Origin of the sequence: Streptomyces nogalater, assembly GCF_039532885.1 — a bacterium.
GTDB lineage: Bacteria > Actinomycetota > Actinomycetes > Streptomycetales > Streptomycetaceae > Streptomyces > Streptomyces nogalater.
The window spans coordinates 1-15,056 of sequence record NZ_BAAASM010000077.1; the positions used below are offsets into that span (position 1 = coordinate 1).

General features: G+C 73.4%; 9 protein-coding genes and 1 pseudogene. 2 read left to right on the forward strand and 8 right to left on the reverse strand.

The genetic code is table 11. The features are described from left to right. The first annotated feature begins 339 nt into the window (after positions 1 to 339). Positions 340 to 1,581, forward strand: coding sequence for an IS701 family transposase (locus ABD350_RS37200; RefSeq protein ID WP_425584216.1), 1,242 nt, complete (start codon positions 340 to 342; stop codon positions 1,579 to 1,581). 69 nt (positions 1,582 to 1,650) lie between these two features. On the opposite strand, the gene aroB is transcribed toward ABD350_RS37200, so the two are convergent. From aroB to ABD350_RS37235, 7 genes and pseudogenes are all read right to left on the reverse strand, one after another. Then, complete coding sequence (gene aroB / locus ABD350_RS37205; RefSeq protein WP_344353768.1) at positions 1,651 to 2,739, reverse strand: 3-dehydroquinate synthase; 1,089 nt, start codon at positions 2,737 to 2,739, stop codon at positions 1,651 to 1,653. Between the two features lie 141 nt (positions 2,740 to 2,880). Then, complete coding sequence (locus ABD350_RS37210; protein WP_344353771.1) at positions 2,881 to 4,812, reverse strand: helix-turn-helix domain-containing protein; 1,932 nt, start codon at positions 4,810 to 4,812, stop codon at positions 2,881 to 2,883. Positions 4,813 to 4,942: 130 nt separating this feature from the next. Next, complete coding sequence (locus tag ABD350_RS37215; RefSeq protein ID WP_344353774.1) at positions 4,943 to 5,782, reverse strand: shikimate dehydrogenase; 840 nt, start codon at positions 5,780 to 5,782, stop codon at positions 4,943 to 4,945. After that, positions 5,775 to 8,067, reverse strand: a pseudogene (tkt, locus tag ABD350_RS37220) (transketolase); the annotation flags it as partial. The pseudogene tkt and the gene ABD350_RS37215, both read right to left, overlap by 8 nt. Before the next feature lie 169 nt (positions 8,068 to 8,236). Next, positions 8,237 to 9,061 (reverse strand): AfsR/SARP family transcriptional regulator, encoded by an 825-nt coding sequence (locus ABD350_RS37225; protein WP_344353780.1) that lies wholly within the window; start codon positions 9,059 to 9,061, stop codon positions 8,237 to 8,239. A 250-nt stretch (positions 9,062 to 9,311) separates the two neighbouring features. Further along, entirely contained in the window at positions 9,312 to 9,947 is a 636-nt protein-coding gene (locus tag ABD350_RS37230; RefSeq protein ID WP_344353782.1) for a ScbR family autoregulator-binding transcription factor, read from the reverse strand. Positions 9,948 to 10,091: 144 nt separating this feature from the next. After that, the gene (locus tag ABD350_RS37235) at positions 10,092 to 11,174 is read right to left on the reverse strand and encodes a PP2C family protein-serine/threonine phosphatase (protein ID WP_382466972.1); all 1,083 of its coding nucleotides are present in this window, start codon (positions 11,172 to 11,174) and stop codon (positions 10,092 to 10,094) included. 379 nt (positions 11,175 to 11,553) lie between these two features. Here ABD350_RS37235 and ABD350_RS37240 point away from each other — a divergent pair, with 379 nt between their 5' ends. After that, positions 11,554 to 14,343 carry a SpoIIE family protein phosphatase gene (locus tag ABD350_RS37240; protein WP_382466971.1) on the forward strand — a complete coding sequence of 930 codons (2,790 nt, stop codon included), beginning with the start codon at positions 11,554 to 11,556 and terminating at the stop codon, positions 14,341 to 14,343. Here ABD350_RS37240 and ABD350_RS37245 read toward each other — a convergent pair. Further along, complete coding sequence (locus tag ABD350_RS37245; RefSeq protein WP_344353787.1) at positions 14,330 to 15,001, reverse strand: TetR/AcrR family transcriptional regulator C-terminal domain-containing protein; 672 nt, start codon at positions 14,999 to 15,001, stop codon at positions 14,330 to 14,332. The two genes, ABD350_RS37240 and ABD350_RS37245, sit on opposite strands and share 14 nt — an antisense overlap. Between the last annotated feature and the right edge of the window lie 55 nt (positions 15,002 to 15,056).

The following is a 15,056-nucleotide window of genomic DNA, read 5'->3' on the forward strand; positions in this document are numbered from 1 at the left end:
AGTTCGGTGGCGACAGTGTCACCGAGACCCGCCGCAACGTCCGCTCCTACCTCGACCACCTGGCCATACGCTGAGGTGGACGGGTGGGTGTGGGGCGCGGCCCCCACACCCGCCCGGGCCGGCGGTGGTCCGGCCACACACGCCGGGTAGTCGGCGCAATACTCCGTCAACGGCGCGTCAACCATGCCGATGTGTCCGAGACCCGCGAGCCGCCCACGGGTGGTGCTCCACGCAGGATCCGGCATATTCGGGTGGCAGGCACACCTCGTCCCGCCCGGGTCACTCCAGCCATGGTGCTCAGGTAACCGAAGAGAGCTGCCCGAACACGGCTGGAGCATCGTGAACACGTCTGTGCTGAGGAACGTCGACGCCACCCACGCACCGTCCGTGCCCCCCCACCAGCGCTCCGTTTCCCTCGATGGCGAGGTGCCCGACGACGATATCGTGGCGGAGCTGTCCGCCGCCCTGTTCTCCTTACTCGGCCGCAAGGACCAGCGGCGCCAGGCCGAGCAGTATCTGCGCGGGCTGCTGACCACCCGGGGCCGCAAGTCCATCCGCAACATCGCCGCCCATCTGGGCCGGCCCGGTCTGGAGCAGAGCCTGCACCACTTCGTCGCCAGCTCGACCTGGGACTGGCAGCCCCTGCGCGCCGCGCTGGCCGGCTATCTGGAACACACCATCGCGCCGCAGGCGTGGGTCATACAGCCGATGCACATACCGAAGGCGGGCAAGTACTCGGTGGGCGTGGACGAGCAGTTCGCCCCGCACCTGGGGCAGATCGTCCGGGGTCAGCAGGTGATCGGCGCCTGGCTGGCCTCCTCGTCGGTGAGCGCCCCCGTCAACTGGCGCATGGTGCTGCCCGAGAGCTGGGTCAACGACCCCGAGCGGCGGGCGCGGGCGGAGGTGCCCGAGCGCACGCCCCCGGAGAGCGCCGAGGAGAGCGCCGTGTCCGTGGCCCTGCAGATGGCGCGGCTGTGGGACATCCCGCGGCGGCCCGCCGTCCTGGATCTGCGCCGCTGCGACGTGGGCGCCGCCTCCCGCCGTCTGGCCTCGGGAGGGGTGCCCTTCCTCGCCCGGATCAGCCCCTCGGCCCCGCTGTCCGTCGCCGACCCGGCGCTGCCCGGGCACCGGGCCGGGCCGCTGCCCGCCCGCCGGATCCTGGACCTGCTCAAGGGGATGCGGGTGCCCGCCGCCTGGCACGACCCGGCCGAGCCGCACCTGCCCCGCGCCTCCTGGGCGGCGAAGGTCCCCGTCGCCCTGCCCGGCCCCGTCGGCGGGGCGCCCCGGCGGCTGTTCCTGCTGGGCGAGTGGGCCGACCCGGGGCGGCCCCCGTCCGCCCTCTGGCTCACCTCCCTGCCGCGGGTGCCGGCCGCGTCGCTGGTACGCACCGCGAAGCTGGCCGACCGGGTGGAGCGGGACTGCGACGACATCGGTGAGCGGGCCGGGCTGCGCGACTTCGCGGGCCGTTCGTTCCGCGGCTGGCACCGCCATATGACGCTGTCCTCCGTGGCGCACACGGCGATCGCCTTGCACGCGGCGGAGTACGGGCCGCGGCGGGCCGGCCGGCTGATCGGGGCCTGACCGGGCCGGGCCGCCACCGCACCCCGGCCGGGCGGCGGGGGCGGTGGCATCGTCAGGGAACCGAAGCCGTCAGCCGGACACCCGGGCCCAGGCGGCGGCGAGCCGGTCCGGGGCCGGGTCGGCGAGGACACGGGTGCGGCCGATGCCGTCGAGGACGATGAAGCGCAGGGTGTTCCCTCGGACCTTCTTGTCCACCCGCATGGCGTCCAGCAGTTCCGGCCACCGCCCGCCGCGGTGGCCGAGGGGCAGGCCGACCGCGCCGAGCACGGTCCGGTGGCGCCGCACCACGGTGTCGTCCGACAGGCCCGCCAGGCGGCCGAGTTCGGCGGCGAACACCATGCCCACGGACACCGCCTCGCCGTGCCGCCAGGTGAAGCCCGCGCACTTCTCGATGGCGTGGCCCAGTGTGTGGCCGTAGTTGAGCGCTTCGCGCGGGCCCTGTTCGCGCAGGTCCTGGGTGACGACGTCGGCCTTCACCCGGATCGCGCGTTCGACGAGTCCCCGGGTGTGCGGCCCGTGCGGGGTGCGCGCGCCCTCCGGGTCCGCCTCGATCAGGTCCAGGATCGTGGTGTCCCGGATGAAGCCGGCCTTGACGACCTCGGCGAGGCCCGCCGTGTAGTCGGCGGCCGGCAGCGTGCCGAGCAGGTCGAGGTCGCACAGGACGGCGCCCGGCGGGTGGAAGGCGCCCACGAGGTTCTTGCCCTCGCCGGTGTTGATGCCGGTCTTGCCGCCGACCGCCGCGTCCACCATGCCCAGCAGGGTGGTCGGTACGGCGATCCAGGGCACTCCGCGCAGCCAGGTGGCGGCCACGAAGCCGGCCAGGTCGGTGGTGGCGCCGCCGCCGATGCCCACGATCACGTCGGTGCGGGTGAAGCCGTTCTCTCCGAGGGTCCGCCAGCAGCGGGCGGCGGTGTCGGCGGTCTTGGCCTGTTCGCCGTCCGGCAGTTCGATCACCGTCGGCCGAAGGCCCCGCTCGGCCAGCAGCCCGGCCGCGCCGGTGGCCGTGTCGCGCAGCCGGGGCGCGTGCAGGACGGCCACGCGCGCAGCCGCCCCGTTTCCCGACGCGGCGGTGACGTCGGCGAGTTCGCGCAGCAGGCCGTGGCCCACCCGCACGTCGTACGCGCCCCGGCCGGTACCCACCTGTATGTGTGTGTTCATCCACGGCACGCTAGTGACCGGAGCGGCCTGGCCTTCGTCCACGCCGGTCAGTACGTCACCTCCGGGCGGCGGTGTGGTCCGACCTGACACATCCGGCGACCGGCCGTGGACCCGGTGGGCCTCCGGGACCACACTGGTGTCTCAGGCCTCCGGCGCGCCGGCGGTGTCGGTGCGCAGCAGGGCCCTCATCCGGTGGATCCGCAGGGCGAGCTGGATGTCCAGGATCCGGTCGGGTTGCTGCCACCGCGCGCCCAGCAGCGTGGTGACCCGCTCCAGTCGTCGCGAGACGGTGTTGGCGTGGATGTGGAGCCGGTCGGCGGCCTTGCTCGGGCTGGCGCCCGTGGCGAAGTACGCCTCCAGCGTCTTCACCAGCTCGGTGTCGTTGTCCCGGTCGTAGGCGAGGACCGGTCCGATGGAGTTCTCGATGAAACCGCCCACGTCATGGCCGTCGGACAGCAGGAGTCCCACGAAGCCGAGGTCGTCGAGGGCCGCGGCGCTGCCGACGGCGTCGAGCGTGGTCAGCGCCTTCAGGCAGCGCACCGCCTCCTGGTGCAGCCGGCCCGCCTCGGTGGGCCCGCGGCCGGGCCCGGAGGCGCCCACGGTCACGGGATGACCCAGCACCGCGGACAGTAGGCCGGCGACCGAGTGGGCGGTGTCCGAGGCTTCCGTGCCCGGCAGCAGCAGCACGATGTTGCCGTCTCGGGCGGTCTTGAGGCCCCCGTGCCGGTAGGCGTAGGAGGAGGCCCACATCATGGCGCGCCCGTGGGACCCGCCCTCGATGCGGACGACGAGCAGCACATGGGGCGCCGCCGGGTCCAGGCCCGCCCTGCTCAGGCGCTGCTCCATGCGGTGTGCCCGCCGTGATCCGCCGGAGGGCAGGGCGATCAGCTCGTCCAGCAGCTCGTCGGGGACGGGGCTCTCCGCCGTGGCCGTGGCGTGCCGGAGGAGCAGCTGGAGGGCGAAGACCTGGGTGATGAGGTGCAGCAGCCGTTCGTCCTCGCCGATCAGCGGGGTGGCGGGGCGCAGCACGGCGAACCCCAGGTTCTCCGCGCCCGCCGCCACGGGAGCGATCCAGGTGTCCTCGCCGTACGGTATCGGGGTGCGCTGCGCATGGGCGTCCCAGGACGCCTCGGTCACCGCGTTGTCGTCCAGGTCGGGCAGGGGCGCGGTGGCGGTGATGACGCGGCCCGCGGGATTGCGCAGTTGAACGGTGCCGTCCAGCGCGTCGGCGGCGGCCTGCGCCAGGGTCTCCAGGTCGGCACCGGACAGCAACAGTCCCATCAAGTGGGCGTGTACGTCGGTGAGTTGTTGCAGCCTGGCCAGGGTGGTCCGGGTGCGGAAGCCGTCGGTTTCGAGTTCGCTGACCTCGTCGCTGGCGTCCTGCAGCCGCTCCGCGCGCTCCAGCGACACCGCGCCCAGCGCGGCCAGTGAGCAGGCCAGCCCGATCTCGTCCGGGGTGAGGTGGCGTACGCTGCGGTTCGCGCAGTACAGGACGCCCAGGGCGCTGTCGCCGTGCACGAGCGGCACGGCGAGCAGCGAGGTGATGCCTTCCGCGCGGATCATCTCGTCGGCCAGCGGGCAGTGTTCGAACCGGTCGTCGCGCAGATAGTCGGCCGTCCAGAACGGGGCCCCGATCGTCACGGCCTGGTGTCCGGCTCCCGTGGACGGGCGCACCTCCGCCCACATGCCGGTGGTCGCCCCTTCGGCGGCGTGCAGGCTGAGGGTGCCGTCGTTCTCGCACAGCCCGACGCACGCCATGTCCGCCTTGGTGATCCGCTTGACCCGGCGGCTGATGACCCGCATCAGCTCGCCCAGGTCGCGCGGCTGGGTCATGTCGCGGGCGGTGTCGACGAGTTCGGCGAGCCCGTCCTCGCGCTGGCGGCGCCGGTGCTGCGCGGCGTGGATGATGTGTGCCAGCCGGACCGCCTGTTCCAACCGGTCCCGCTCCTCGGGGGGACAGGTGCGCTCCGCCCGTAGCAGCAGTTCCTCGAAACGGTGGGACGGTACTTCTTCGGCCAGGAGCCGGAGCACGGTGAGCAGGTCCGGACGGTCTCTGTATGCTGCGTCGGTCATCGCCTTTACCCCCGCCGGCCTGGCCTTTCGCGTTTGCGAAGAACTTAGGCAGACCGTGATCGAGGAGTCAACCACGGCTGTCGGGGCGGCCCGCCGCCGGGGTGGTGCCCGGCAGGGGCCGGCGCCCGGGTCAGATGGGCTGTTTCCGGCCGTCGAGGGCCCGTCGGCCGGCGGTGCGCATGGCGTGCACCGGTGCCGGGCGGCGGCCCGTCATCAGCTCCACCTGACGCACCGCCTGGTGCACCAGCAGGTCGAGGCCGCCGATGACGGTGCCGCCCCGGGTCTGCCATTGGTGCGCGAGCCGGGTGGGCCAGGGATCGTACAGTACGTCGAAGAGCACACCCGGGGTAACGGGTACGGATCCGGCCAGGGCGTCGGTGGCCTGGGCGGGGGTGGTGGAGATGACGAGGGGCGCGTTCAGGGCCTGGGCCGCCCGGTCCCAGGGGGCCGTGCGGACGGCCAGCCCGAGCCGCTCTCCCCACCGGAGCATCTCGGCCGCCCGGGCCTCGCCGCGCACATAGGCCGTGACCTCGGGTGTCCCCATGCGGGCCAGGGCCGCCAGGGCGGAGGCCGCGGTGGCCCCCGCTCCCAGGACGGCGGCGTGCCCGGCGCGGCTGACGCCCCGTTCGCGCAGCGCCGAGGTCATGCCGGGGATGTCGGTGTTGTGCCCCTCCTTCCGGCCGTCCGCCGTGAACAGCACGGTGTTGACCGCCTGTACGGATCGCGCGGCGTCCGTCACGGAGTCGAGCAGCGGGAGCACGGCCCGCTTCAGCGGCATGGTCAGCGAAAGTCCCGCCCAGCTTTCGTCCAGACCGCCGAGGAAGGACTCGAGGGCGCCCTCGTCGACGTCGTGACGGTCGTACGTCCAGGTGTGCAGGCCGAGTTCGCGGTAGGCGGTGCGGTGCAGCACCGGGGAGAGCGAGTGGGCGACGGGGGAACCCAGGACCGCGGCGCGTCGGCGGGCCGGCATCGGCTGTTCCTTCCTGTGCTGCGGGGCCGGGCGGGTCAGGCGCGCTCGGTCCGCCGGGCCCGCTCCAGGCTGGCGCGCACGGCGGCGGCGACCTTGGCCGGGGTGAAGCCGAACCGGCGGTACAGCGCCTCGGGGGCGGCCGAGGCGCCGAACTGGTCGAGGGAGACGGTCTGTCCGGCGGAGCCGAGCAGGGCGTACCAGCCGAGCGCGGTGCCTGCCTCCACGGAGACCCTGGCCGTGATCTCCGGTGGCAGGACGGCGTCGCGGTAGTCCTGGCTCTGCTCCAGGAACCACTCCAGGCACGGCATGGACACCACGCGCGCGTCGGTGCCCTCCGCGCGCAGCAGTTCCCGGGCCGCGAGCGCGAGGTGCACCTCGCTGCCGGTGGCGATGATGACCGCGTCGGGGCGGCCGTCCTCGGCGTCGGCGAGGACGTATCCGCCGCGGAGGGCGTCGTCGGCCGGGGCGAGTCCGCTGCCCTCGCCACGGTCGAGTACCGGCAGGCTCTGCCGGCTCAGGCACAGCCCGGCCGGCCGGTCGGCGCGTTCCAGGACACCGCGCCAGACGGCGACCGTCTCGCCCGCGTCGGCGGGGCGTACGACGTCCAGGCCGGGGATGCCGCGCAGCGCCCAGAGGTGTTCGACGGGCTGGTGGGTGGGCCCGTCCTCGCCCAGGCCGATGGAGTCGTGGGTCCACACGTAGGTGACGGGCAGACCCATCATCGCCGCCAGCCGTACCGCCGGCCGCATGTAGTCGGAGAAGACCAGGAACGTACCGCCGTAGGGCCGGGTTCCGCCGTGCAGGGCGATGCCGTTGAGGATCGCGCCCATCGCGTGCTCGCGGACGCCGAAGTGCAGGGTGCGGCCGTAGCGGTGGCCCGGGAAGGCGGCGGTGGCGAACTCCTCGGGGACGAAAGAGGGTTCACCGCGCATCGTGGTGTTGTTGCTCTCCGCCAGGTCCGCCGAGCCGCCCCACAGTTCGGGCAGCGCCGCGGCCAGCGCGGTGAGCACGTCCCCGGAGGCCTTGCGGGTGGCGATCCGCTGTCCGGGGGCGAAGGCCGGCAGGTGCGCGGTCCAGTCCTCGGGCAGCCGCCGGGCGCTGATCCGGTCGTACAGGGCGGCCTTGCCCGGGTGGGCCGCGCGCCAGTCGGCGTACCGTTTGTCCCAGGTGGCGCGCAGGTCGCGGGCCCGGTCGGCGACCGCGCGCGCGTGGGTCAGCACCTCGGCCGGCACCTGGAAGGCCGCGTCGGGGTCGAGGCCCATCGCGCGCTTGGCGGCGGCGGCCTCCTCGGCGCCCAGGGCCGCACCGTGGATCTTGCCGGTGTTCCGCTTGTGGGGCGCCGGCCAGCCGATGACGGTGCGCAGGGCGATCAGCGAGGGCCGGCCGGTGGAGTCACGGGCCCGGACCAGGGCGTCGTACAGGGCGGGAACGTCCTCGCGGTAGCCGTCGGGGGTGGTCCAGTCGACGCGCTCCGCATGCCAGCCGTAGGACCGGAAGCGGGCCAGGACGTCCTCGGACTGGGCGATCCGGGTGTCGTCCTCGATGGAGATGTGGTTGTCGTCGTAGAGCACGACGAGGTTGCCCAGTCTCTGGTGTCCCGCGAGGGAGCCGGCCTCGTGGCTGATGCCCTCCTCCAGGTCGCCGTCGGAGGCGAAGACCCAGATGGTGTGGTCGAAGGGCGACTGGCCGGGCTCGGCCTCCGGGTCGAAGAGGCCGCGCTCGCGCCGGGCCGCCATGGCCATGCCCACCGCGTTCGCCAGTCCCTGGCCCAGCGGTCCGGTGGTGGTCTCCACGCCGGGGGTGTGGCCGTACTCGGGGTGGGCGGGCGTCAGGCTGCCGTCCGTACGCAGCGCCTTGAGGTCGTCGAGTCCCAGGCCGTAGCCGGAGAGGTAGAGCTGGGTGTAGAGGGTGAGGCTGGAGTGCCCGCAGGAGAGCACGAAGCGGTCGCGGCCCGCCCACCGCGGGTCGGCGGGGTCGTGTCGCAGCAGCCGCTGGAAGAGGAGGTACGCGGCGGGGGCGAGGCTCATGGCGGTGCCGGGGTGACCGTGACCGGCGGTTTCGACGGCGTCCACGGCGAGAGCGCGGGCGACGTCCACGGCCCGGCGGTCGAGTTCGACCCACCGGAGGCCGGCGGCGGACGAGGCGCTGGTGTCCTGGTGCTTCACGAGGGCTCGCAACTCCTTGTTCGGGGACCGGTGGAGGAAGGGCCGTGCACCAGGAGGAGCGGGGTCGCACACGGTCCCTGTCGTCGCTCCGGCCGGGCGCGGTACCCACCGGACCGCCATCCTGGTGGACCCCGCGATCACCGCCAACGCTTTGCCACCTGCTCCGTCAGGTCACCGGGCAGTCCGTCAGGTCCCGGGAAGGCGGCGCCCGAGCACGAAGAAGTGCGGACAACGGTCCCCGTGGCAGTGTGTGCGAGCGGTGGGCGGCCTCCCCCGGCCCGCCGCGCCTTCAGGCGCTTTGCAGGTCCCCGAGCGGGATGCGCGGCAGCGTGCCGAGTCCGACGTCCGCGCAGTGCGCCCGCCGGCCGGGTTCTCTCGGGACGGGAACGAGGCCTGGCAGGGGCCGCAGGGGCGCGGTGCGCGTCTCGCGCCGCCTGCGCAGGTGGTCCCGGATGACGTCGCGGTCCTGGCCCCGGTGGTCCAGGTCCGCCTTCAGCCGCGCGTACAGCAGCGTCGCGGGGCAGTAGCGGGTGAGCACCTGTGTCAGGTCGACGCAGAGTTCCCGCCAGCGCCCGAGCCTGAGTTCCGCGTCGATCCACCGGTCCACGGCCCGCTGCCAGGAGCGGGTGAGCCGGGCCGCGTGGGCGTGGAGCTGGGGTCCGTGGGGGACGCCGGAGAGCGGGGCGCCGGTCCACAGGGCGAGGGCCTCGCGCAGCCGCAGACCGGCCAGGTGGAGGTCGCCCGCCTCCATGGCCCGGTACCCGGCGCCGGTCAGCCGCTCGAACGTCCTGAGGTCGCTGGAGCCGCCGCCGGTGTCCAGCCGGTAGCCGCCGGGCACCGAGGCCAGGACGTGCTCGGCCGGCCGTTCGCTGCCCGCCGCCTGCGAGACCGCGCCGATGACCGCGCGCAACCGGCCGATGTGATGTTCCAGGGCGTCCTGGGCGCGGTCCGGCGGGCCCTGGGGCCACAGTTCGTCGGCGAGGGCGTACGCCGGTACGACACGGTCGGCCGCCGCGACGAGGAGGGCGAGCACCTGCCTGGTCTGCACCTCGGCCGAGTAGATCGGTAACGTCCCCTCTTGTACGGCCACTTCCCCGAGCATCCTCAGCTCCATGCCGTTCCCCTCCGACTCAGGTCACTTTCGGTGCCGTTCGCGGCGCTTGAGCGGGACGTCCCTCACCTGGATCCAGGCACCCCCCTTCACAATAATAGTATTATTTTTATTTTTTAGGGGAAGTTGACCCTTGGGGCAGGCGCAAGAGCGCGTACGTTCGGGTACGTTGCCGGTCGTTCCGGTTCCCAAACCGTAGCCGGGCGACGAAAAAGAGGTACCGCGCGTCAGCGGCGCACCCGCCGATCCCCTCTCAGGACGACGCCACCCTGGCCCGCTCCTCGCCGAACCGCACCTTCCTGGCCACGCTGGGCACGGCGAGGGCGGGCAGCAGACATCGCCACATCTCCTCGACGCGCGCGGGCAGATCCCGGTGCGAGGTCTCCAGCTGGGTGTGGATCTGCGCGCCGGTACAGGAACCGACGATCAGCCGGACGTAGGCCTCGGTGTCCACGTCGGCCCGCAGCTCGCGGCGGCGCCGGGCCTGCTCGAAGTCGTCCAGCAGGATGCCCGTCCATTGCCGATACGAGTTCACACTCGGCTTGATGAAGAGTTCCTGGTCCATCACCAGGCGCGCCCCGGCCCGGAGCACCGGGTCGTCGAGCAGCTGATGGGCCCAGGTCAGCGTCAGGTCGACGGCGTGCTGCAGCCCTTGCGAGTCCAGCTGTGGGACCACCAGCTCCGGTTGGCCCGTGACGATCAGACGCGCCAGCTCTTCCTTGGACTTGAAGTGGAAGTACAGCGCGCCCAGGGTCAGCCCGGCCCGCTCGGCGATCCGCGAGACGGTCGTGCCGGCGAAGCCGTACTCCGCGAACGTCTCGGCCGCCGCGTGAAGGAGAGCGGCACGTGTGCGCACCGCTCTCTCCTGTTTCACCACTCGACCCGTCATGTGCAATCGCCGTCCACCGGTAGAAAAAAGTGAATACTATTCTTTACCTTATAAGCGACACCCTGCCTCATCACCAAGGCTCGGAACGTGGAGATTCCAGGTAGATGATGGTGACCTCGCGCCGGCCGACGGCGCAGCGGTTCGTCAGGGTTCGGTCGGAGCGTCGGCGGGGAGGCAGACCGCGAGCGCCGCGATGTCGTCCTGGAGGCGGTCGCCGCTGTAGGCCAGCAGGTCGTGGTGGAGCTGTTCGAGGAGCCCCCGGGGCGGGAGGGAACGCCAGGAGCGCAGGCGCTGGAGGAGGGGGTAGAAGGAGCCGTCCGGGTCGCGGGTCTCGGTGATGCCGTCCGTGTACAGCAGCAGCTGGTCGCCGGGGCGGAAGGAGTACTCCTCGACGTGGTACGGCTCCCCCGCCAGCACACCGAGGTTGAGCGGCGGGGCCGACCGCCCGCTGTCCAGTTCGCGGACCTGCCCCGAGCGGATGAGGACGGGCGGCGGATGGCCGCAGTTGACGACGCGGAGCACCGGCTCCCCGGTGGGGATCTCCACGAAGACGGCGGTGACGAACCGTTCGCCCACCTCGTTCCCGCCCAGCAGGGCCGCCCTGCGGTTCATGCTGGTCTCCACGCGGTCGGCCAGGGCGGGCAGCGCGGGTTCGTCGTGCGCCGCCTCGCGGAAGGCGCCGAGCAGGGCCGCGGCGGTCTCCACCGCGAGCAGTCCCTTGCCCCGTACGTCGCCGATGAGCAGCCGGATGCCGTACCGGGTGGGGACGGCCTCGTAGAGGTCCCCGCCGATGCGCGCCTCCGCGGTGGCGGACAGATAGAGGCTGTCCAGCAGGAGGTCGCCGATGCGGTGCGGAACCGGCCGGAGCAGCACCCGCTGGGCGATGTCGGCCACGAAGCGCACGTCGGCGAGGGTGCGCTCGCGGTGTGTGCGGTGCGCGGCCAGGATGGTGCCGAGGACGCCCACCAGGGCCGTGCAGACGTAGGAGGCCACGTAGTGGCGGTCCCACAGATAGCCGACGGGCCGGCCGGCACAGCACGGGGTGCCGGCCAGGACGCCTTCCAGGAGGACGGCGAACACGGTGGCACCGGCGACCACCGCCGGACCGTAGGCGAACGCGGTCACCAGGGGCAGGGCGGTCAGCACGAAGCTCACCGGCCACTCGACGGGGGTGACGGGCTCCAGCAGTAGCACCGTGACGACGTACAGGACCGGCAGCCACCGCAGCCACCGGGGAGGCTCCGGCAACCGCGTTCGCGCACCGGCGCCGTCCTCCGGCTCCCGACCGGTATGTCCGGCCTTCGGCATACGTGGTCTCCGCACTCGGACTCCTGTCAGCAGCGCACGACAAGGTCCCAGCCTGGTGCGGCCGCGCGCGGCACACCGGCGATTGCTCCGCTCAGCGGCATGTTTCCGGCCCGGCCGGGACGAAACCCGGCAGGCCCGGGGCCGGCCTTCCCACGGCGGGCGCCGGCCGTCATCCGTGCGGAGCGGGTCCCGCCCCCGCCCCCCCATCACCCGGCCGGCCGACACCGGTTCGCCGACATCCCGCGCGGCCGGCGCACAGCGGTCGCCGGGCACCGAGCCGCAGTGCTAGAAAAGGGAGATGAGCGGACGTTTCCGCCGTCCAAGGGCGAAAGCGGCGCCGCCGCCCGGCACCCGGTGGGCCTCCGATCCGCCCCGTCGACGAGCGCCGTGGCCGTTTCGCGGGCGCCGGATCCCGCCGTCCCTGAGCGTCCGCACGCTCGCCGCGCAGGTCTTCCTGTTCCAGGCGCTGATCATGCTGCTGCTGGTCGCGGTGGGGGCCGCCGCCCTGGTGGTGCAGGGGCTGTACGACGCCGAGCGCAACGCCAGGGACCGGTCGCTGGCGGTGGCCGAGGCCTTCGCCCACGCCCCCGGTACGGCACAGGCGCTGCGCTCACCGGATCCGACGGCCGGGCTGCAGTCGCAGGCGGAACAGGTGCGCAAGGGCTCCGGCGTCGACTTCGTCGCCGTTCTGGACAGGCACGGGGTCCGGCTGACCGACCGCGACCCCGCGCTGATCGGCACCAAGGCCCAGGGGGTCGGCCGGGCGCTCCTGGGCGAGTCGTTCACCGAGACCTTCCACGGCCGGCCGACCGACGCGGTGCGTGCCGTCGTCCCCGTGACGGACCCGAGCAGACGCGTGGTCGGCGTCGTCACCGCGGGCATCGAGTACGCGAACGTGGGCGACGTCCTCGTCCGGCAGCTGCCGGTGCTGCTCGGCACGGCGGCCGGGGCACTGGTCCTGGCGACCGGTGGCGCCGCCCTGGTCAGCCGCCGGCTGCTGCGGCAGACCCATGGGCTCGGCCCGGCCGAGATGACCCGGATGTACGAGCACCACGACGCCGTGCTGCACGCCGTGCGCGAGGGGGTGCTGATCCTCGGCGGCGACGGGCGGGTGCTGCTCGCCAACGACGAGGCGCGCCGGCTGCTGGACCTCCCCAAGGACGCCGACCGGCGGCAGGTGCGGGAGCTGGGGCTGGGGCCGGGGCCGACCCGGCTGCTGGAGGCGGGCGAGGCCGCGTCCGACGAGGTCGTCCGGGCCGGGGACCGGCTGCTGGCGGTGAACATCCGGCCCACCGTCCCCTACGGCGGCGCCCCCGGGCTCGTGGCCACCTTCCGTGACACCACGGAGCTGCTGGCCCTGTCCGGGCAGGCCGAGCTGGCGCGGGGCCGGCTGTCGTTCCTGTACGAGGCGGGCATGCGGATCGGCACCACGCTCGATGTGCGGCGCACGGCCGAGGAGCTGGCGGAGGTGGCGGTGCCGCGCATGGCCGACTTCGTCACCGTGGAACTGCTGGACGCCGTGCTGCGCGGCGAGGAGCCCACCAGCGCGGTGCGCGAGATGCGCCGTACCGCGCTGCGCACCACGCGCACCGGGCACCCCTTGCAGCCGGTGGGCGAGGTGATCCGGTTCGTGATGGCCGACACCCCGATGGCGGCGGCGCTGCGGCGGGGCAAGGCCGTCCTGGTGCCGGACCTGCGCACCGCCCAGGACTGGCGGGCACGGGACTCCGGCGGGGCCGAGCGGGCACTGGAGTACGGCATCCACTCGCTGATCACGGTGCCGCTGCGGGCCCGCGGGGTGGTCCTCGGGATGGCCGACTTCTGGCGGGGCGCGGGCTCCCCCCGGTTCGAGGAGGAGGACGTCGCGGTGGCCGAGGAGCTGGTCGCCCGGGCCGCCGTGGCCATCGACAACGCCCGCCGGTACACCCGCGAGCACACGATGGCGGTGACGCTGCAACGCAGTCTGCTGCCGGTGGGACTGCCGGAGCAGGATGTGCTGGAGATCGCGTCACGGTATCTGCCGGCCCGCTCGGGGGTGGGCGGCGACTGGTTCGACGTGATCCCCCTGCCCGGGTTCCGGGTGGCGCTGGTCGTCGGGGACATCGTGGGGCACGGGATGCAGGCCGCGGTGACCATGGGACGGCTGCGTACGGCGGTGCTGAACTTCTCGTCGCTGGACCTGGCCCCGGAGGAACTGCTCGGGCACCTGGACGAGATGGTGACCCGGCTGGACTCCCAGACCGCGACCGCCGACGACGACGATCACGTGCCGCTCACCGGTGCCACCTGCCTCTACGCCGTCTACGACCCGGTCTGCGGGCGCTGCGCCGTCTCCCGCGCCGGGCATCTGGCGCCCGCCGTGGTGGATCCGGAGGGCCGGGTGACCTTCCCCGACCTTCCCCTGTCGCCGCCCCTGGGGGTGGGCGGGCACCCCTTCGAGACCGGTGAGCTGGAGCTGCCGGAGGGCAGCCGGCTCGTGCTGTTCACCGACGGCCTGATCGAGAGCCGGGGCCGGGACGTCGACGAGGGGCTGGCGCTGCTCTCCTCGACCGTCGCGCACGCGGACCGGACACCGGAGGAGACCTGCCGCGCCCTGGTGGAGCGGATGCTGCCCGAGCGCCCCAGTGACGACGTGGCCCTGCTGGTCGCCCGGACCCGGCGGCTCGCGCCCTCCTGCGTGGCGGCCTGGGACGTGCCGTTCGATGTGACGGCCGTGCCCCGGGTGCGGGGCGAGGTGAGCCGGCGGCTGGCCGACTGGGGGCTTGAGGAGACGGCGTTCAGCACCGAACTCATCCTCAGCGAGCTGCTCACCAACGCCATCCGCTACGGCGCCCCGCCCGTGCGGGTCAGGCTGCTGCTGGGCCGCACCCTGGTCTGCGAGGTGTCGGACGGCAGCAACACCTCGCCCCGGCTGCGGCGCGCGGCCAGCACGGACGAAGGGGGCCGGGGACTGTTCCTCGTCTCCCAGTTCGCGGACCTGTGGGGGACCCGTTACGTGGCGCGGGGGAAGGTCATCTGGGCCGAGCAGACCCTGGACCGGGCGGCGGAACCGGATCCGTCCCTCCTGTTCGACGTCATGGGTCTGTGACCGGCGCCCGCTGACCGGCCGGGCCGGCCGGCCCGGCGCCCCGGGTGAGGATCGTGTCGAGGCCGAACTCGAAGCGCGCGTCGAAGGATCGCGCGCCGAGGTGGGCGAGGGTGCGGTGCAGGGCGGGGTGGGTGTCCGCCAAGACCGCTCGGGCCAGGCTTCCGTCCAGGGGCCGGGCGGCGGCCGACTGCTCCTCCTGGGTCAGGCCGAGCGTGAAGTAGACCAGGGCCCACATGGTCCAGGCCGCCTCGCGTTCGGGCAGGCCGCCGTCGAGCAGGGTGCCGACGAGTGCCTCGGCGAAGCGCAGGGTGTGCGGCTCGGCGGGGTAGGTGCCGGTCACCAGGGCGGCGCCGTCGCGGTGGGCGAGCAGGGCGCGGCGGTAGCGGCGGACGAGTTCGCGGGCCCGGTCGCCCGGGGCGTCGGGCAGGCGGTCGAGCGGGACCTCCCCGGCGACGGCGTCCGCCATCAGCTCCAGCAGCCGGGCCTTGGTCTTCACATGCCACAGCACGGTGTTCATCCGGACCCCGAGCCGGTCGGCGACCGCTCGGGTGGACAGGGCGTCCAGCCCGTTGTCGTCCAGGAGCTCCAAGGCCGTACGCACCACCGCGTCGGCGTCCAGCCGGGGGCCGCGCTCCGCACTCACTTGCTTCTTGGTCACTGACCTAGTTTACTGCGTCCACGTCTATTGGTCAGTGACCAAGAAGGAGGCAGGG

What these genes read in the sequence shown, in the direction of transcription:
- aroB (WP_344353768.1), bottom strand. Translation starts at nt 2,739, where the DNA reads ATGAACACACACATACAGGTGGGTACCGGCCGGGGCGCGTACGACGTG.
- ABD350_RS37210 (WP_344353771.1), bottom strand. Translation starts at nt 4,812, where the DNA reads ATGACCGACGCAGCATACAGAGACCGTCCGGACCTGCTCACCGTGCTC.
- ABD350_RS37215 (WP_344353774.1), bottom strand. Translation starts at nt 5,782, where the DNA reads ATGCCGGCCCGCCGACGCGCCGCGGTCCTGGGTTCCCCCGTCGCCCAC.
- ABD350_RS37225 (WP_344353780.1), bottom strand. Translation starts at nt 9,061, where the DNA reads ATGGAGCTGAGGATGCTCGGGGAAGTGGCCGTACAAGAGGGGACGTTA.
- ABD350_RS37230 (WP_344353782.1), bottom strand. Translation starts at nt 9,947, where the DNA reads ATGACGGGTCGAGTGGTGAAACAGGAGAGAGCGGTGCGCACACGTGCC.
- ABD350_RS37240 (WP_382466971.1), top strand. Translation starts at nt 11,554, where the DNA reads ATGAGCGGACGTTTCCGCCGTCCAAGGGCGAAAGCGGCGCCGCCGCCC.